Genomic DNA, 17,973 nt, shown 5'->3' with positions numbered 1-17,973 from the left:
GTACCGCGTTTCAGATGCCGAATCTTAACTGGCCTGGTAATCGTAAATGCCGGGTGCCATCACCAGTTGCGCGGCAACCTCCCGCGCTTTATCGCTGCCGACTAACAGATCAATTAACTTCAGCGCAAAATCCATTGCGGTGCCCGGCCCCTGACTGGTTAACAGATTGACGCGCGGATCCCACACCACGCGACGCTCCATCCATTTATCATCCGGTATGGTGGATTTCAAACCGGGGAAGCCGGTCATATTTCCCACGGGAAACAGGTTATGCGGCACCAGCACCGTGCCAGGCGCGGCGCAGATGGCGGCAACAATACGTCCGGTCAGATGAAACTGCCGCACGGTTTCCACCAGCAGCGGGCTGTCGCGAAACGTCTCGGCGCCTTTCAATCCGCCGGGCAGTACAATGGCATCGTAGGCGTTATCTGCCACCTCGACCAGCGGGACATCGGCCAGCAGGCGGACGCCGCGCGAGCAGAGGATTTCACGGCTGCCATCGCTTTCCACGCTGGCGGTAACCGTTTTTATCCCGCCACGCACCAGCAGATCCAGCGTGGTGACCGCTTCGATTTCTTCACTGCCATGAGCCAGACAGACCAGTACTGAGGCGTTCGCGCCCATAAAAAGACTCCTTGCGTTTAATCATGTCATACAGGCGCGTGTTTTCTGTCAACACGAGGCCGTGGGTGCGTGCCCGGCGCAGCAGGAAACCAGAGATGTATTCAATTTCCGTCAGCCGCTGTGCGCGAATATCCTGCAGCATCGACGACGTATTCGCCGCCGTCGTTTCAATCACATCGAATACCTGATCTTGCAGACTCTGACTGTCAACGGACTGGCCTTCTCGTTCCATCACCCAACTGATTTCATCGCACAGGGTGTGTATTTCACGGCTGTACTGGCGGAGCGCGCCGTTTTGACAATCGTGCTCCACGCTTAGCGGGTTTATCACGCAGTTAACCGCCAGTTTGCGCCAGCAGGCGGCCCGGATGTTGTCATGCCAGGCGACGTCGGGCAGTGCATCATGTAGAACGTCGGCAATCGCGCTCCAGCCTTCGCTTTTACGGTTGCCGGGACCAATATGCGTGACGCCGCTGGCGACATGTTTAATTACCGTTCCGTCCCGCATGGCGGCGTGCGTGGTAATGCCGCGCAACAGCGGCTGTCGCAGGCCCTTTAATTCCCCCAGCGTCCCCATTCCGTTATGCAGCAGCAGCACAGGGCAGTTTTCCGCCATCACGCTCTCCAGATTTTTAACGGCTGTCGACACCTGAGGGGCTTTCAGCGTGACCAGCAGCAGCTGACTCTGGGCCAGAAACAGCGGATCGTTGGCAATAAAGGTCCGGTTCGACATGCGACCCAGAGGATCAATTACGTTGGCTGAACAGTAGGGCTGGGGGACACGCAGCCATCCCTGTACATCATGTCCAGAATGGGCAAGGGCGGTAAGCCAGACCTGGCCTAGCGCGCCGCATCCTAATACGGTTATTTTCATGCTGCCTCCCGCTCGCGGGCGTATTATTTATGCGCTGTGACAATGGGTTAAGTATAGCGCTGCACAGCGTGATTTTATTTAGTGGCCTAAGACGCGTATTATGCATGCCAGTTTAGCCTCAGGAGAAGAAGAGATGCCATCTTTCGATATTGTTTCAGAAGTCGACATGCAGGAAGTTCGCAATGCGGTAGAGAACGCTAACCGTGAACTGTCCACCCGTTTCGATTTTCGTAACGTCACCGCCAGTTACGAACTCAACGAAAAAAATGAAACCATTAAAGTCATCAGTGAATCTGACTTTCAGGTAAAGCAACTGGTCGATATTCTGCGTGAAAAAATGCTCAAGCGCGGCATTGAAGGCGCGGCTCTGGACGTGCCGGAAGAAATTGAGCACAGCGGCAAGAGCTGGAGCCTGGATGCCAAAATGAAAAAAGGCATTGAAGCCGATGTGGCGAAGAAGCTGGTGAAGCTGATCAAAGACAGTAAGCTGAAAGTGCAGACCCAGATTCAGGGTGAATCTCTGCGCGTCACCGGCAAGTCACGCGACGATCTGCAGGGGGCGATGGCGCTGGTGCGCGGGGGCAATCTGGGCCAGCCATTCCAGTTTAAAAACTTCCGCGATTAAGCTCACTTCTCGCGTGCAGCGCGACGATACAGCGTGCTGCGCGCAACGCCGAGCGCCTGCGCCGTTTTGCTGATGTTGCCGTTAAACTGCTGCAACGTCGCTTTTATCAGACGATCGTCATGCTGCTGGCGCGCGGGTGATGCCGCGGCGTTGCCGCTGCGGTACTCCTCAGGTAAATGCGTGATCTCCACGCTATCGCCATCTTCCGCCAGCGCCAGCAAGACTTTCATCAGACTGCGTAGCTGGCGCACGTTGCCCGGCCAGGAATAGCGCGTTAATGTCGCCAGCACTTCGGAAGACAGGCCGATCTGACGCGCGCCGCCGCCCAGCGCGTGCCAGAGTTGCGTGATAAACGCCGGAAGAGAAGACCACTCACGCAGCGGCGGGATCGTGAAAGAAAATTCCTGCAGCCGGTACAGGAGATCCTCGCGGAAGGCGCCTTGTGCGACACGTTGCGCCAGATCCCGATGTGTCGCGCTGATCACGGCCAGGTTAACTGGCCAGCTCTGACTCGATCCCAGCGGCGCGACCTCTTTTTCCTGTAACACGCGTAAGAGCCGGGTTTGCAGCGCCAGTGGCATATCGCCGATCTCATCCAGAAACAGGAGGCCGCCATCGGCCTCACGGATTTTACCGATGTAGCCATTTTTGCTGGCACCGGTAAATGCCCCCGGCTGGTAGCCAAAGAGTTCTGATTCGATCAAGGATTCCGGAATCGCGGCGCAGTTAATCGCCACAAACTTTCCTTCCCGCCAGCGGCTCTGCTGATGTAACGCGCGGCTGACGTACTCTTTTCCGCTGCCGGTTTCCCCGCGAATGCATAATGAAACGCCGGCATTCAGCAGCCGTACCATTTTATCTCCCTCATGTTGCAGTGAGAAAGGCAGCGGACGCGCAGGGTCTGCTGCTACGCTGAAGCAGGTTCGGGTGGGCGCACGCAGACGAAAATAATAAGACTGGGATCCGATCATCACCGGCGTTGGCAGCGTGGTGGCCCGCAGATCGCCGTGAGGAAACAGCTGCTGAAATGTGATGACGCCAAGCTGTTCGGCGTGCAGGCCAAGCTCACGCAGGGCCAGCCGATTTGCGGCAGTCAGAACGTTGTCTGAAAACACCAGCAGCAGCTCATCCGGGCTGTCTAGCCGGTGCGCGTCGCTGTGCAGGCTCATCAGCCATTGTTGGGGATGCAGGCTCTGCTTAACCCACAGATACTCAATGTGCCGTGCCGCCTGTTTGACCCAGGCAAACGTATGGGCATGGGAAAAATGTGCAGGGCCGGAGACATCCAGCACCCCCGCAATCTGCCCGTTGGGCATTTGCAGCGGCATGGCGGCACAGTAAAGCCCCTGATTGCGGGTCAGGAAGTGTTGATTACCCTCGATTTCACAACCGTCGTCTATTGCCAGCGCCGTACCAATGGCGTTGGTGCCACGGCCACATTCGCTCCAGATGTTGCCAGGGGCAAGGGCGAAACGCTGTGCTTTTTGCATCGCCTGCATCTCGCCAAAGGTGTGCAGCACCCGGCCTGCCGCGTCAGACAGAATGACCACCGACTGCATCTGCGTCACCTTCTGAGCCAGCTTGTGCATGACGGGCTGAGCAAACTGCTGAAGGTCGGTATGACTGGCCACCAGCTCTGTCAGCTCGGCCTGACGTACGCGCGGAAAATCATCGGCCGAACGATCCAGCCCGTAGAGCTGGCTGCGTAGCCAGGAATCACTCAGCAGGGGGTTGTTATCGATAGCGGGCAACAGGGCATCGGAAACCTTGTGCTGCATGAATAACCTCGTGCGCTCGGAAAAGTGTAGCGGGATTGTAGCGCTTTGGTTTTAGCGGTGTTGCGATTTGCAACACAAAGCGGGATCAAAACCGGTTAGTCCACACTGTACGTCTGTGAGATTACCGTTCAGGTGATTGATTATTAACTTTTTTATCTGAACTTTCAGCGCGCAAGGGAAGTTGGCACAGGCCCTGCAAACGTCAGGTAACAGCGCGCTATCCGTTAAAAAATCAACATGCCGCTGCCTGTCTACCCTACAGAAGGAGTTTGCGATGCGTTATGCCCATCCCGGCACGCCTGGTGCGTTAGTGACGTTTAAATCTGCCTACGGCAACTATATCGATGGCAAATTTATCGAGCCACTGAGTGGTGAGTACTTCATGAATACCTCACCCGTCAACGGCAGTGACATTGCCCGTTTTCCTCGTTCCGATGCGCGCGATATTGATTTAGCGCTGGATGCCGCGCACCGGGCTGCAGAAGCCTGGGGAAAAACCTCCGTACAAACCCGATCTAATCTGCTACTCCAGGTGGCTGACCGCATTGACGCCAGTCTCGAAACCCTGGCCGTGGCGGAAAGCTGGGACAACGGCAAACCGATTCGGGAAACGCTCAATGCCGATCTGCCGCTGGCGTCCGACCATTTTCGTTACTTCGCAGGGTGCCTGCGCGCGCAGGAGGGCAGCACTGGCGAGATCGACGAAAAAACCGTGGCCTACCATTTTCATGAACCGCTGGGCGTGGTGGGGCAAATTATTCCCTGGAATTTTCCGTTGCTGATGGCCGCATGGAAGCTGGCGCCGGCCCTGGCTGCCGGTAACTGTGTGGTGCTTAAGCCTGCGGAGCAAACGCCGCTGGGCATTACGCTGCTGATGGAGATGATCGGCGACCTGTTTCCTGCAGGCGTGCTAAATGTGGTACAGGGTTTTGGCCGCGAGGCGGGCGAAGCGTTGGCAACCAGTAAACGCATTGCCAAAATCGCCTTTACCGGTTCTACGCCGGTGGGGCGTCATATCATGGCCTGTGCCGCAGAAAATATTATTCCCTGTACCGTGGAGCTGGGCGGGAAATCGCCAAATATTTATTTCGCCGACATCCTGAATGGCGAGCCGGACTTTATTGACAAGGCGGTGGAAGGACTGGTGCTGGGCTTCTTTAATCAGGGCGAGGTGTGTACCTGTCCGTCCCGTGCGCTAATCCATGAGTCCATTTACGCGCCTTTCATGGAGCGGGTGATGGCCAAAGTCGCCACCATTCGTCGCGGCGATCCGCTCGATACCGACACGATGATTGGCGCCCAGGCTTCGCGTCAGCAGTTCGATAAAATTTTGTCCTATATCGAGATTGCCCGCGACGAAGGGGGCGAGATCCTGACTGGCGGAGAGCGGGCCTTGATATCGTCCGAACTGGATAACGGTTTCTATATTCAGCCCACGCTGATTAAAGGCAGCAACAGCATGCGCTGTTTTCAGGAAGAAATTTTTGGCCCGGTTATCGGCGTCACCACCTTTAAAGATGAGGCTGAAGCCTTGCGCATCGCCAATGAAACCCAGTTTGGCTTGGGGGCGGGCGTCTGGACGCGGGACAGCAATGTCGCCTATCGCATGGGGCGGGCCATCAAAGCCGGGCGCGTCTGGACCAACTGTTATCACATCTATCCGGCCCACGCTGCCTTTGGCGGCTATAAGCAGTCCGGCGTGGGTCGCGAAACACACAAAATGGCGCTCAATCAATACCAGCAGACCAAAAACTTATTAGTCTGCTATGACACGGCCCCGCTGGGGTTGTTTTAAACCTACCTCCATGGAGCGTAAATCATGACAATGCAAATGAAAACGATGATGAAGGCAGCGGTTGTTAAAGCGTTCGGCGAACCCTTGGTGATTGAGCAGGTGCCCGTACCTCAGCCTGGGGCGGGGCAGATTCTGGTAAAAATCGCCGCAACCGGCGTGTGCCATACGGATCTGCATGCCGCAGAGGGGGACTGGCCGGTGAAGCCGGTTCCGCCTTTTATACCGGGCCATGAAGGCGTTGGGCACGTGGTGGCGGTGGGGGATAACGTGCACCACCTGAAGCAAGGCGATCGGGTGGGGATCCCCTGGCTCTATTCGGCCTGTGGCCACTGCGAACATTGCCTGGATAACTGGGAAACGCTGTGTCACAGCCAGCAAAATGCCGGCTATTCAGTTAACGGCAGCTTTGCTGAGTACTGCGTGGCGGACGCCAACTATGTCGGCATTATCCCCGAAAACCTCGCATTTAACGAGGTGGCACCGGTGCTCTGTGCGGGCGTGACGGTCTATAAAGGATTGAAAATGACCGACACTAAACCCGGTGACTGGGTGGTGATTTCCGGGATTGGTGGGTTAGGCCACATGGCCATCCAGTATGCCGTCGCGATGGGGCTGAACGTGGCGGCTGTCGATATCGACGATGATAAGCTGGCCTTTGCCCAGCGCCTGGGCGCCAGCGTGGTGGCGAATGCCAGAAACGTCGATCCGGCCAGAGTGTTTCATGAGCACTTTGGCGGCGCGCACGGGGTGCTGGTCACGGCGGTATCACCGAAAGCCTTTGAACAGGCCATCGGCACCTTACGTCGCGGAGGCACCATGGTGTTAAATGGCTTGCCGCCTGGCAAATTCGATCTGTCTATTTTCAATATGGTGCTGGACGGCATTACGGTGCGGGGTTCTATCGTCGGAACGCGTAAGGATTTACAGGAGGCGCTGGATTTTGCCAGCCGTCATAAAGTGAAAGCCAGCGTGGCGGTGGAACCGCTTAGCAATATTAACGCTATCTTTGCCCGGATGCAGGCGGGGAAAATTGAAGGCCGCATTGTGGTGGATATGTCGTTGTGAGCCACTCAATTACCGGGTGAAAAAAAGGTGCCTGAAGCAGGGCACCTTTTTCACATGGTTTGCGGCGACATGACTGACACCAACTGACTCAACCTTTCTCTACAACCGTGTGCAGTGAAGTGCCGCTCGCGACTAGCAGCTGCCGATCAGCGCTTCCAGCTCAGGCCGGCTGGTGACCTTACTGTCTATCTTGATGTAGGCGCTTTTCTCTTCCGGCACAATCAGTACGGATGAAACGCCGGGCTGTGCTTTCAGGCGTTTTTCCAGCGTGGGCACGGCCAGCGCGGCATCGCTCAGCACCAGACGCAGGCTGCTTACATAAGGCGGCTCCTGCATGGTCATGCTAACAAACAGCCAGGCTGCGGCCACAATCGCCCCGACCATAAACACGGTTTGTGCATCGAAATGACCAAACAGCCAGCCGCCCAGGCTGCCTCCAATGGCGACGCCCAGAAACTGGCTGGTGGAATACAGTCCCATAGCAGTGCCTTTATAGCCAGCGGGTGACTCCTTACTCACCAGCGATGGCAGAATCGCTTCCATCAGGTTGAAGGCCAGGAAAAACAGCTGCACGCCGACAACCAGCGTCCAGAAATGCCCCTGGGCGCCCCATAAAACGATTTCGGCGATGACCATCATGCCTACGCAGCCGACAAAGACCCGCTTCATCTTGCGCTTCACTTCGGCGTAGATGATAAAGGGCACCACACCGGCAAACGCAATCAGCATGGTGATCAGATAGACCTTCCAGTGTTCTGACGGCGGCAGGCCAGCCTGTTCAAACTGGTCGGGCAGGGCGATAAAGCTCGACATCAGCAAGATATGTAAAAAGAAGATGCCCAGGTTCAGTTTGATCAATCGGGGATTGGCCAGCACTTTACTGAAGCTGCCGCGCACCATCCCTGATTCACGATTTAGCACGTGATGAGAAGAGGAGGGGACAACCCACAACGTAATCGCTATGCCCAGCGAAGCAAGCATCGCGATCATCCAGAACAGCGCGTTCAGGCCCAGCTTGTGTGTGACGATCGGGCCTAAGACCATTGCGATGGCAAAGGTCACGCCAAAGCTGATACCGATAAACGCCATCGCTTTAGTGCGGTTTTGTTCACGGGTTAAATCGGACAGCAGCGCCATGACCGCAGCAGCAATTGCACCTGAGCCCTGCAGCGCTCGCCCCAGAATAATGCCCCAGATTGAATCGGTGCTGGCCGCAATAACGCTGCCAAGGACGAAGACCAGCAGGCCGCCGACGATCAGCGGCTTGCGTCCGATACGATCGGACAGCAGGCCAAAGGGGATCTGGAAAATGGCCTGAGCCAGACCGTAGATGCCGATTGCCACGCCAATTAAGGTTTCACTCGCTCCCTGGAGCGCCATGCCATAGGTGGTCAACACCGGCAGGACCATAAACATTCCCAGCATGCGCAGGGAAAAGACCGTGCCAAGGCCCCATGTGGCGCGCAGCTCCACCGGAGTCATTTTGTTATCGTTCATTCCAACCTCTGTTGATGTGCTGCATTTATTTTAGGTAGGGAGAGCGGGCGGGTAAAACAATAGTTCTTAAGCAGTCGTAACAAAAAGAAAGGGCGCGAAAATCGCGCCCGTTTCATGCTGTTGCAGTACACATTAGCGCACGTAGGTCAGCAGGTCTTTCGATGCTGGCGTCATAAAGTCAACCGACATCATGACGCTCAGGGCCGTGATCGCCACAATCGAGAAAACGAACAGCTTACGTGCCCAAACACGATCGTTTGAGGTTTTGTAGCCTGACAGCGCCATTCCCAGCCACCACACGCTAACGGCAGATGCGACGACCAGATATTTGTAGCCTGCGTAGCCACCGAGCGTCAGCATCAGCGTGGCGATCATAAACGCCAGGATATAGAGCGTAATATGATTCTTCGCCACCGAGATACCTTTCACCACCGGTAACACCGGGATGTTGGCGGCCTGGTAATCCTTAAAGCGGAAGATAGCAATCGCATAAGAGTGCGGCATCTGCCACAGGCTAAAAATAGCCAGCAGGATTAAGGCACCGGCATCAAACTCGTTGGTCACGGCGCAGTAGCCAATGACCGGCGGCGCAGCGCCGGACAGGCTGCCAATCAGCGTACCGTAAACGGAATGACGCTTCATATACAGGCTGTAAACGCCAACGTATACCACGAAGCCCATCACCGCCAGCCACATGGCCAGCGGATTAGCACCAAAATACAGCAGTGCAAAGCCAGCAATACCCAGCACAGTGGCGTAAACCAGGCTAACTTTCGCGGAGATAAGGCCTTTAACCAGCACCCGATTTCTGGTTCTCTCCATCTTGATATCGATGTCGCGGTCGATCACGTTGTTGAATACACAACCTGAGGCAACCACCAGTGACACGCCAACCAGCGAGGTGAGAAACAGGGCGTAATCAATGCTGCCCTTAGAGGCCAGCAAAAATCCGCCAATCACAGAAATTAAATTCCCGAAAATAATTCCTGGCTTTGTAACTTGCAGGTATTGCTTAAACATTACACAGACTCTTTAGTGGGGCATCATGTTGTAGTTGAGGTTCCACATGATCCAAAGTGAGCCAACGACAACAATCAGGATAATGATTGCTGAGAAGACAATGGCCACCATGTTCCAGCCACCTTCAGACTTGCTGTCCAGGTGCAGGAAGTAAACCAGATGAACCAGCACCTGAACCACTGCACAGACCAGCACAACGCCGAGGATGGTTCCATGAGAAGCGCTACCATCCATTACCATCCAGAACGGGATTCCCGTCAGGATGATAGAAAGGATGAAGCCGATCATGTAAGACTTCACGCTACCGTGTGATGCACCATGTTCGTTAACAGAATGACTCATTACATGGCTCCCATCAGATAAACAACGGTGAACACGCAGATCCAAACCACGTCCAGGAAGTGCCAGAACAGGCTCAGACACATGATACGGGTACGGTTAGTGGCGTTCAGACCGCGTTTAGCGATCTGGAACATCAGCACGGCCATCCAGATTAAACCAGAGGTCACGTGCAGACCGTGCGTACCGACCAGCGTAAAGAAGCCGGACAGGAAGCCGCTGCGGTCAGGACCGAAACCTTCTGCAATCAGATGATGGAATTCATAGATTTCCATCCCGATAAAGCCCGCACCAAACAGGAAGGTCAACGCCAGCCAGCCGATAACGGCGCCTTTGTTTTCCTTGTTCATGGCAATAACGGCCATGCCGTAGGTGATCGAGCTCAATAACAGCAGGGCGGTTTCAACCAGCACGAACGGCAGTTCAAAGATATCTTTGCCTGCCGGACCACCGGCGGTGCTGTTTACCATCACTGCATAGGTCGCAAACAGGGTTGCGAAGATAATGCAGTCACTCATCAGGTAGATCCAGAAGCCAAAGACTTTATTGGCTCCTGCATCGTGATGCCCATGCTCCGCATGGGCGTCGTGGTGGTGTTTTACAGTTTCAGTTGACATTATTTCAGACCTGCTTTGCTGATTTCGTCAAAGTGCTGCTTTTCAATCTTCTCAACTTCGGCAACCGGAACGTAGTAATCCACGTCTTCGTCGAAGCTTTTCACGATCCAGCTGATGATCATACCGACGAAAGAAACACCCGCCAGCCACCAGATATGCCAGATCATCGCAAAACCGAAGATAGTCGCAAACGCGGCAATCACAATTGCAGCACCGCTGTTTTTCGGCATATGAATTTCTTCATATTTAGCCGGTTGCTTGTACGCTTCGCCTTTCTCTTTCATTTCCCAGAAAGCGTCACGCTCATGCACATGCGGGATAACAGCAAAGTTATAGAACGGCGGTGGTGAAGAGGTTGCCCACTCCAGTGTACGCGCGCCCCATGGGTCACCGGTGAGATCGCGGTTCTGGTCGCGGTCACGCACAGAAACGTAGAACATGATGACCTGACAAAGGATACCGCAGGCGATCAGTGCCGCACCGCAAGCCGCGACCACTAACAGCGAGTGGAACTGCGGGTCGATGTCCTGGCTCAGACGACGGGTCATGCCCATAAAGCCCAGTACGTACAGCGGCATAAAGGCAACGAAGAAACCGATAATCCAGAACCAGAAGGCGCGCTTGCCCCAGGTTTCGTTCAGCGTAAAACCGAACGCTTTCGGGAACCAGTAAGTCACACCGGCCATACAACCGAATACCACACCACCGATAATCACGTTATGGAAGTGAGCAATCAGGAACAGACTGTTGTGCAGGACGAAGTCCGCACCTGGTACCGCCAGCAGAACACCGGTCATACCACCGACAGAGAAGGTGACCAGGAAGCCTACGGTCCACAGCATCGCAGAGTGCATCTGAATGCGGCCCTGGTACATGGTGAACAGCCAGTTAAAGATTTTAACCCCGGTAGGAATGGCGATAATCATCGTCATGATACCGAAGAAAGCGTTGACGTTCGCGCCCGCACCCATGGTGAAGAAGTGGTGCAGCCAAACGATGAACGACAACACGGTGATGGCGATGGTTGCCCATACCAGCGAGGTGTAACCGAACAGACGCTTTTTCGAGAAGGTCGCAGTGACTTCAGAGAAGACACCAAAGACCGGCAGAACAAGAATGTACACCTCTGGATGACCCCAAACCCAGATCAGGTTGACGTACATCATCATGTTACCGCCCATATCATTGGTAAAGAAATGGAAGCCGAGGTAACGATCAAGTGTCAACAGTGCCAGCGTAACGGTCAGAACCGGGAACGCAGCGATGATCAGGACGTTGGTGCACAGTGATGCCCAGGTAAATACGGGCATTTTGAACAGGTCCATGCCCGGTGCACGCATCTTCAGAATGGTAACGAAGAAGTTAATACCGGTCAGCGTGGTACCAATACCGGAAAGCTGGAGACTCCAGATCCAGTAATCAACCCCCACGCCAGGACTGTACTCTGCCCCCGACAGCGGTGGATAGGCCAGCCAGCCTGTTTGTGCGAATTCACCGACACCCAGAGACAGGTTAACCAGGATTACACCAATCGCGGTAAACCAGAAGCTCAGGTTGTTCAGGAAAGGGAAGGCAACGTCACGTGCACCAATTTGCAAAGGTACCGCGATGTTCATCAGGCCCACGACGAACGGCATAGCCACGAAGAAGATCATGATCACGCCGTGCGCGGTGAAGATCTGGTCGTAGTGATGCGGCGGCAGTATGCCTGCTTCCCCGGCCGAAGCCAGAACCTGCTGGGTACGCATCATTACCGCATCGGCAAAGCCGCGCAGCAGCATGACGAAGGCCATAATGATGTACATGATACCCAGTTTTTTGTGGTCGATGGAGGTGAACCATTCTGACCACAGATATTTCCACTTACCGAAATAAGTGATGGCGGCGACAAGCGCCAGACCTGCGATGATGATACCGGCGACCGTGACCATGACAATCGGCTCATGGAACGGTATAGCATCCAGTGTTAATTTTCCGAACATCGTATTATTCCTCGGCTCCCGCGGTAGCGGTGTGACTCATGTCCATGCCTTTATGCTCAGGCATGTCCATCTTCCCGTGGCTATGCATGAACTTGTTGATGACCTGCAAGAACAGTTCAGGATTAGCAGAAGAGAAATATTCCACCGGGTGATTTTCGCTTGGTACCGCTACTTTTTCGAAATCATCCATCGTTGTCAGCGTGTTAGGTGCCGCTTTAACTTTGGCAACCCACTGCTGGAACTCCGCGTCGTCTTTGGTGGCAATGGCTTTAAACTTCATACCAGAGAAACCGCGACCACTGAAGTTGGCGGAAATACCGTCGAAAGTTCCTGGCTCGTTGGCAATCAGATGCAGTTTAGTCTGCATGCCTGCCATCGCGTAGATCTGGCTACCGAGCGTAGGAATAAAGAAGGAGTTCATAACGGAGTTAGAGGTGATTTTGAAGTTAACCGGTGTGTTCGCCGGGAAAGCGATCTGGTTAACGGTCGCAATACCTTGTTCTGGATAAATGAACAGCCATTTCCAGTCCAAAGCAATGACATCAATCTCAACCGGTTTCACGTCTGACACCAGCGGTTTGCTCGGCTCCAGGGCGTGGGTTGATTTCCAGGTCAGCACACCAAGGAAAATAATGATCAGGATTGGAATCGTCCAGACCACGGCTTCCACTTTGTTAGAGTGTGACCAGTTAGGGCTGTATTTGGCATTCGTGTTTGAAGCCCGATATTTCCAGGCAAACAAGATGGCCATCAAGACTGCAGGTATCACGACGATCATCATCAGACCAAAAGCGGTCAGGATCAGCGAACGTTGCTCCAGCGCAATCTGTCCTTTGGGATTTAACAATGCATTATCGCAGCCACTCATTAATAAAGTGCCTGCGATTAATGACAAAATCCCCAAACTTTTATTGTATTTACTGAGTCTCATTTAACGACCTCAATGACAAAGGGCTCTATTGTCGTTTAAGTGTGCGCGCATTTTACGGGAAGGTTTATGCAGTGTAAACCAGCTTAAGGATGTGTCAGAACCATGTTGACACCTTTTGCTAAGGGTGTCACAGATGTTGTTCTCGGTGACAAATTATTAACGTGGACAAGCAGTTGGCGGCAATATAACAAAAAGAGATGGATACGGGGTCAAACAAAAGTGGTAAAGGAATAACCCTGACTTTAATCACCCAATTATTTAACAATGTTGCATCATTTATTCGATTATTTTTAACCAAATTAATTGCGCACCGGTTTTAAATTTCAGGGGGCAATCCCCCCGGTGAGTGAAATAAATTTTTGTAAATTGACACGCAAAGACAAATTAGGCGCGCTTAATCGACTGTACGAAATTGCGGCGAAATCACAAGCCGTTATCGGATAACGGCGGAGTCCTCTGCTGTTCGCAGCGCACGATAATCCAGCACCATACCGAATACTACACCACAAAGCGCCAGCGTCATACCGGCCTCAAACAAGGGAACCAGCACGGCCGACAGGCGAGTCAAGCCCGCAGCGTCCAGCGCTAGCGCCAGCAGCCATAAAGCCAGCAATCCACAGCCGCCGGCAAACAGGCGGTTTGTCCAGCGGTAGCCTGATGCAAAGCGGGTACGCGGCAAAAACTGCCCGGTTTTTTGTGTGAAATCCAGCGTACTGCGACAAAATGCTAACAGCGCCAGGCCGGGTAGGCCAGCCAGTACGGTAAAGGCATAAAAGGTTGGCCAGCCCCACCATTCGACTAAAAAACCCGCCACAGGGCCGACGTAAACGCGACCGACCGCTGACAACGCGGACAGCAGCGCGAACTGCGTGGCGGAAAAGGATTTATTACACAACGTCATCAGTAGCGCGACGAAAGCCGCCGTGCCCATCCCGCCGCACAGGTTTTCGATAAACACCGCGCTCGCCATGCTCCACAGGTGTTTGTCGGTGACCGCCAGCAGCCAGTAGCCAAAATTGGATACCGCCTGCAACAGGCCAAAAATCATCAGAGCGCGAAACAGGCTCAGGCGCTGCATCAGCACGCCACCATAGAGCGCCCCGATAATGGTGGCCAGCAGGCCAAGCGTCTTGTTCACCAGGCCAACATCGCCCGGATTGAAGCCCACGCCACGGATTAAAAACGTAGTGGTGAGCGAGGCGGCAAAGGCGTCGCCCAGTTTATAAAGAATGATCAGGGTAATCAGCAGCCAGGCGTTGTTGCGGTTAAAAAAGTCCCGCAGCGGATCAACCACCGCCTGACGTAATGAGCGGGGCGCGGACTGGCGGTTATCCGGCTCGTCAGCCATAAACGTAGCTATAATGCAAGGCACCAGTAACAGCGCCATCAGCCAGTAAGTGGCTCGCCAGCCGAGGTAGCGATCGGCCAGCCATAACGCCAGCCCTCCCGATATCAGCATGGCCAGCCGATAACCGAGAACCGTAATGGCCGCGCCGCTTCCGCGCTCTTCCGGCGGCAATACGTCCGTCTTCCATGCATCAAATACAATATCCTGTGACGCAGAACAGAACGCGATCAATACCGCCAGCGCCGCCATCAGGGTCAAATCCCGGCTGGGCTGCATGAACCCCATCGTGATGATGCTGGCCACTAGCGCCAGTTGGGTGATCAGCAACCATCCTTTACGGCGACCAAGAAAAGGTGGCGTGTAGCGATCCATCATGGGTGACCAGAGAAACTTAAATACGTAGGCCTGGCCAACCAGCGAAAAAAAACCAATGGTTTTCAGATCGATATTATCTACGGTCATCCACGCCTGTAACGTTCCACCCGTTAAGGCCAGTGGCAACCCGGATGCAAATCCCAGCAGGAGTAAAACAGCGGCATTTTTTTGACGGAAGACGCGGAAGTAGTGATTCATACTGACCTTGAGAAGGGCCCGGCATCATGCCGGGCAGGGGACAAAATTAGCGGGCGTTCTGCTTGATAAATTCGTTGACGCTGGTGTCCTGCGCCATATCCGCAATCACGTCGCTCAGCGTTGAGTTAACCGCATTGGTGATTTTCTGGTTAGTTGCGCTGAATGCACCTTCTACGCTGTAGGTCTGACGGTAGTTTTTGATCTGCTTATTGCCGTTTTTCGCGGTAGCAATAATAGAAATGTCCGCCTTGGTCGTAATGCTATAACGCACGTCGCCCTGGGTGACGTCGGCATACAGATTATTCACAATGATTTGCAGATCCACTGCGCCATTAGGTCCTACCATATAGCCGCGTGCGGTCATCTGCTTTTCCAGCACTTCCTGCAGTAAGAAACGCAGATCGCGTGAAGGGGTCAGACTGACCAGTTGGCCATCACGGTTCACTTTTGCCAGCGCCTGATCGCGGCGCTGGTCTGCGCCGTTAATGCTGACGGTGATGCCCATCAGGCTGGGATCGCGCTGCGGCAGCTGAATCTTGGGTTGAATGGTCAGTGTGTTGCTGCTGGAAGCACAGCCGGCCAGAATAAAGGCAGCCAGCAGTGGGAATAACAGTTTTTTCAACATACGCTTTCTCGTTAGTGTCATGGGTTGGTGTGCAAAAACTGCGGCCATCATAGCAAAGCGGTGCAGTGAATAAAGCCCCCTGCAAGAGGTAAAGTGAGCGCTGCGGTTTTTCGCCCCCGCTTTCTGGCATAAACAGCAGACTGATAAGGCGCGCGATACGCCCAGAGGAATGATAATATTCCGCCCGTCACCGCGAAGAGTGGCGGAAAACCAACTAATATTTAAACAGATGGGGCACAGCGCTCGCCATTGAGGGTAAAACCATGATTCGAGAACAGATAGAAGAGAAGCTGCGCCTGGCTTTTGAGCCGGCTCATCTGGAGGTCCACGATGAAAGCTACCGACACAACGTGCCTGCCGGTTCGGAAAGCCATTTCAAAGTGGTTATCGTGAGTGACGTGTTCACCGGCCAGCGTTTTCTCGCCCGCCATCGCGCGATTTATGGTGAGCTTAGTGCAGAACTGGCCGGCAGCGTTCACGCGCTCGCCCTGCACACCTACACTTTAAAAGAGTGGGAGGGTTTGCAGGATACGGTGCTGGCTTCACCCAACTGTCGCGGGGCTGGCACACTCGCCTGAACGCATCCCCTTTTAAACGGCCCTCGGGCCGTTTTTTGCGTTATAGGGTGGCTAAATGCGATCTGTGGCTCAAAAAAACAGCAAACTCCCTGAAAAGTGGTGACTTAGCATCCTCGACTCATCTCAGCGATGCCGCTATAATGCTGCGTCTATTTTTCCGGAATGTCTTCGGGACGCTTCTGGTAACAGGGATCAGGTTCTCTTCACGGAAGCCGTCCCGGTTGTTGGATACGGCGCATTAACCAATGTGTGGTGTCTGAAGTTGACCGAGCACGTGATTTTTTGAGGTAACAAGATGCAAGTTTCTGTAGAAACCACTCAGGGCCTGGGCCGTCGCATTACGATTACTGTCGCTTCTGACAGCATCGAGAGCGCCGTTAAAAAAGAACTGGTGGATGTGGCGAAGAAAGTCCGTATCGATGGTTTCCGTAAAGGCAAAGTGCCAATGAACATCGTGGCACAGCGCTATGGTGCTTCTGTGCGCCAGGACGTGCTGGGCGATCTGATGACGCGTAACTTTGTCGACGCCATCATTAAAGAGAAAATTAATCCGGCTGGCGCACCGAACTACGTGCCAGGCGAATACGCCGAAGGTCAGGACTTTACCTACGCGGTAGAATTCGAAGTGTATCCAGAAGTTGAGCTGAAAGGCCTGGAAAACATCGAAGTCGAGAAGCCACAGGTTCAGGTGACTGACGCGGATGTCGATACCATGCTGGAAACCCTGCGTAAGCAGCAGGCTAACTGGATTGAAACCGATGCAGCAGCCGGCGCAGAAGACCGCGCGACTATTGATTTCACCGGTTCTGTTGACGGTGAAGAATTCGAAGGCGGCAAAGCCTCTGATTTCGTTCTGGCGATGGGCCAGGGCCGCATGATCCCAGGTTTTGAAGAGGGCGTTGTTGGTCATAAAGCAGGCGAAACGTTCACTATCGACGTGAAATTCCCTGATGACTACCATGCGGAAAACCTGAAAGGGAAAGACGCGAAGTTCGAGATCGTGTTGAAGAAAGTTGAAACGCGTGAACTGCCAGAACTGACTGAAGAATTTATCAAGCGTTTCGGCGTAGAAGAGGGTTCAGTTGATGGTCTGCGTGCCGAAGTGCGCAAGAACATGGAACGTGAGCTGAAAGGCGCTATTCGTAACCGCGTGAAAACCCAGGCTATCGACGGTCTGGTTGATGCAAACCCAATTGACGTGCCAGCTGCGCTGATCGACAGCGAAATCGACGTTCTGCGTCGTCAGGCTGCACAGCGCTTTGGTGGTGACGAGAAGCAGGCGCTGGAACTGCCACGTGAGCTGTTCGAAGAGCAGGCAAAACGTCGCGTTGTTGTTGGTCTGCTGCTGGGCGAAGTGATCCGCACCCATGAGCTGAAAGCTGACGAAGACCGCGTGAAAGTGCTGATCGAAGAGATGGCTTCTGCCTACGAAGATCCGCAGGAAGTGATCGAGTTCTACAGCAAGAATAACGAGCTGATGAACAACATGCGCAACGTTGCGCTGGAAGAGCAGGCGGTTGAAGCCGTGCTGGCGAAAGCGAAGGTTTCTGAGAAAGAAACTAACTTCCAGGAACTGATGAATCAGACCGCTCAGGCCTAATCATCTTTTTAACCGGTTGTGCTAAAGCCCGCGCCTGCAAAGTCGCGGGCTTTTTTCTGTATTACGCTTGCTGCCAGTCGGTTTGTCGCTATTTGGCTAATT

16 protein-coding genes are annotated in these 17,973 nt (G+C 54.0%); 5 read left to right on the top strand and 11 right to left on the bottom strand.

The window, feature by feature from the left end:
* Positions 1-24: 24 nt before the first annotated feature.
* Entirely contained in the window at positions 25-624 is a 600-nt protein-coding gene (gene yajL / locus GKC68_RS17060) for a protein deglycase YajL (protein ID WP_013024870.1), read from the bottom strand.
* On the bottom strand, positions 578-1,498 hold the full coding sequence (gene panE / locus GKC68_RS17055) for a 2-dehydropantoate 2-reductase (RefSeq protein ID WP_264239086.1): 921 nt from the start codon (positions 1,496-1,498) through the stop codon (positions 578-580). Before panE ends, yajL begins: the two co-directional genes overlap by 47 nt.
* A gap of 133 nt (positions 1,499-1,631) precedes the next feature.
* Between panE and GKC68_RS17050 the strand changes: the two genes are divergently transcribed.
* Positions 1,632-2,123 (top strand): YajQ family cyclic di-GMP-binding protein, encoded by a 492-nt coding sequence (locus GKC68_RS17050; protein ID WP_028724001.1) that lies wholly within the window; start codon positions 1,632-1,634, stop codon positions 2,121-2,123.
* 2 nt (positions 2,124-2,125) lie between these two features.
* On the opposite strand, the gene GKC68_RS17045 is transcribed toward GKC68_RS17050, so the two are convergent.
* Positions 2,126-3,901, bottom strand: a complete 1,776-nt coding sequence (locus GKC68_RS17045; protein ID WP_342656357.1) for a sigma-54-dependent Fis family transcriptional regulator — start codon at positions 3,899-3,901, stop codon at positions 2,126-2,128.
* A gap of 274 nt (positions 3,902-4,175) precedes the next feature.
* Between GKC68_RS17045 and GKC68_RS17040 the strand changes: the two genes are divergently transcribed.
* Both GKC68_RS17040 and adhP read left to right on the top strand, forming a co-directional pair.
* A complete protein-coding gene (locus tag GKC68_RS17040; protein WP_028723999.1) occupies positions 4,176-5,696 on the top strand; it encodes an aldehyde dehydrogenase family protein in 1,521 nt (506 codons plus the stop codon).
* A 36-nt stretch (positions 5,697-5,732) separates the two neighbouring features.
* Positions 5,733-6,761, top strand: a complete 1,029-nt coding sequence (adhP, locus tag GKC68_RS17035; protein ID WP_028723998.1) for an alcohol dehydrogenase AdhP — start codon at positions 5,733-5,735, stop codon at positions 6,759-6,761.
* 132 nt (positions 6,762-6,893) lie between these two features.
* On the opposite strand, the gene GKC68_RS17030 is transcribed toward adhP, so the two are convergent.
* From GKC68_RS17030 to GKC68_RS16995, 8 genes are all read right to left on the bottom strand, one after another.
* Positions 6,894-8,258, bottom strand: coding sequence for an MFS transporter (locus GKC68_RS17030; protein ID WP_013024876.1), 1,365 nt, complete (start codon positions 8,256-8,258; stop codon positions 6,894-6,896).
* Positions 8,259-8,390: 132 nt separating this feature from the next.
* Positions 8,391-9,278 carry a heme o synthase gene (gene cyoE, locus GKC68_RS17025; RefSeq protein ID WP_013024877.1) on the bottom strand — a complete coding sequence of 296 codons (888 nt, stop codon included), beginning with the start codon at positions 9,276-9,278 and terminating at the stop codon, positions 8,391-8,393.
* 12 nt (positions 9,279-9,290) lie between these two features.
* Positions 9,291-9,620 (bottom strand): cytochrome o ubiquinol oxidase subunit IV, encoded by a 330-nt coding sequence (locus GKC68_RS17020; protein ID WP_013024878.1) that lies wholly within the window; start codon positions 9,618-9,620, stop codon positions 9,291-9,293.
* Complete coding sequence (locus tag GKC68_RS17015) at positions 9,620-10,234, bottom strand: cytochrome o ubiquinol oxidase subunit III (protein ID WP_028723997.1); 615 nt, start codon at positions 10,232-10,234, stop codon at positions 9,620-9,622. Before GKC68_RS17015 ends, GKC68_RS17020 begins: the two co-directional genes overlap by 1 nt.
* Positions 10,234-12,216, bottom strand: coding sequence for a cytochrome o ubiquinol oxidase subunit I (gene cyoB / locus GKC68_RS17010; protein WP_028723996.1), 1,983 nt, complete (start codon positions 12,214-12,216; stop codon positions 10,234-10,236). The genes GKC68_RS17015 and cyoB overlap by 1 nt, the downstream gene beginning before the upstream one ends.
* Before the next feature lie 4 nt (positions 12,217-12,220).
* A complete protein-coding gene (cyoA, locus tag GKC68_RS17005) occupies positions 12,221-13,147 on the bottom strand; it encodes a cytochrome o ubiquinol oxidase subunit II (protein ID WP_028723995.1) in 927 nt (308 codons plus the stop codon).
* 433 nt (positions 13,148-13,580) lie between these two features.
* Complete coding sequence (gene ampG / locus GKC68_RS17000) at positions 13,581-15,068, bottom strand: muropeptide MFS transporter AmpG (protein WP_028723994.1); 1,488 nt, start codon at positions 15,066-15,068, stop codon at positions 13,581-13,583.
* A gap of 46 nt (positions 15,069-15,114) precedes the next feature.
* Positions 15,115-15,693, bottom strand: a complete 579-nt coding sequence (locus tag GKC68_RS16995; RefSeq protein ID WP_028723993.1) for a lipoprotein — start codon at positions 15,691-15,693, stop codon at positions 15,115-15,117.
* A 263-nt stretch (positions 15,694-15,956) separates the two neighbouring features.
* Here GKC68_RS16995 and bolA point away from each other — a divergent pair, with 263 nt between their 5' ends.
* The gene (gene bolA / locus GKC68_RS16990; RefSeq protein ID WP_006117961.1) at positions 15,957-16,271 is read left to right on the top strand and encodes a transcriptional regulator BolA; all 315 of its coding nucleotides are present in this window, start codon (positions 15,957-15,959) and stop codon (positions 16,269-16,271) included.
* A gap of 295 nt (positions 16,272-16,566) precedes the next feature.
* Positions 16,567-17,871, top strand: coding sequence for a trigger factor (gene tig / locus GKC68_RS16985; RefSeq protein WP_047714448.1), 1,305 nt, complete (start codon positions 16,567-16,569; stop codon positions 17,869-17,871).
* The last annotated feature ends 102 nt before the right edge of the window (positions 17,872-17,973 follow it).

Source organism: Pantoea sp. RSPAM1, assembly GCF_038816185.1.
In the GTDB taxonomy this organism is placed as follows: Bacteria; Pseudomonadota; Gammaproteobacteria; order Enterobacterales; family Enterobacteriaceae; genus Pantoea; species Pantoea ananatis.
The sequence above is the reverse complement of the archived record's forward strand: the minus strand, read 5'-3'. Positions and strand labels throughout refer to the sequence as shown.

Coding starts and splice junctions, on each gene's coding strand:
- GKC68_RS17030 (WP_013024876.1), bottom strand. CDS start 8,258: ATGAACGATAACAAAATGACTCCGGTGGAGCTGCGCGCCACATGGGGC.
- cyoE (WP_013024877.1), bottom strand. CDS start 9,278: ATGTTTAAGCAATACCTGCAAGTTACAAAGCCAGGAATTATTTTCGGG.
- cyoA (WP_028723995.1), bottom strand. CDS start 13,147: ATGAGACTCAGTAAATACAATAAAAGTTTGGGGATTTTGTCATTAATC.
- panE (WP_264239086.1), bottom strand. CDS start 1,498: ATGAAAATAACCGTATTAGGATGCGGCGCGCTAGGCCAGGTCTGGCTT.
- GKC68_RS16995 (WP_028723993.1), bottom strand. CDS start 15,693: ATGTTGAAAAAACTGTTATTCCCACTGCTGGCTGCCTTTATTCTGGCC.
- cyoB (WP_028723996.1), bottom strand. CDS start 12,216: ATGTTCGGAAAATTAACACTGGATGCTATACCGTTCCATGAGCCGATT.
- GKC68_RS17050 (WP_028724001.1), top strand. CDS start 1,632: ATGCCATCTTTCGATATTGTTTCAGAAGTCGACATGCAGGAAGTTCGC.
- GKC68_RS17045 (WP_342656357.1), bottom strand. CDS start 3,901: ATGCAGCACAAGGTTTCCGATGCCCTGTTGCCCGCTATCGATAACAAC.
- GKC68_RS17040 (WP_028723999.1), top strand. CDS start 4,176: ATGCGTTATGCCCATCCCGGCACGCCTGGTGCGTTAGTGACGTTTAAA.
- GKC68_RS17015 (WP_028723997.1), bottom strand. CDS start 10,234: ATGTCAACTGAAACTGTAAAACACCACCACGACGCCCATGCGGAGCAT.
- bolA (WP_006117961.1), top strand. CDS start 15,957: ATGATTCGAGAACAGATAGAAGAGAAGCTGCGCCTGGCTTTTGAGCCG.
- GKC68_RS17020 (WP_013024878.1), bottom strand. CDS start 9,620: ATGAGTCATTCTGTTAACGAACATGGTGCATCACACGGTAGCGTGAAG.
- ampG (WP_028723994.1), bottom strand. CDS start 15,068: ATGAATCACTACTTCCGCGTCTTCCGTCAAAAAAATGCCGCTGTTTTA.
- yajL (WP_013024870.1), bottom strand. CDS start 624: ATGGGCGCGAACGCCTCAGTACTGGTCTGTCTGGCTCATGGCAGTGAA.
- adhP (WP_028723998.1), top strand. CDS start 5,733: ATGAAAACGATGATGAAGGCAGCGGTTGTTAAAGCGTTCGGCGAACCC.
- tig (WP_047714448.1), top strand. CDS start 16,567: ATGCAAGTTTCTGTAGAAACCACTCAGGGCCTGGGCCGTCGCATTACG.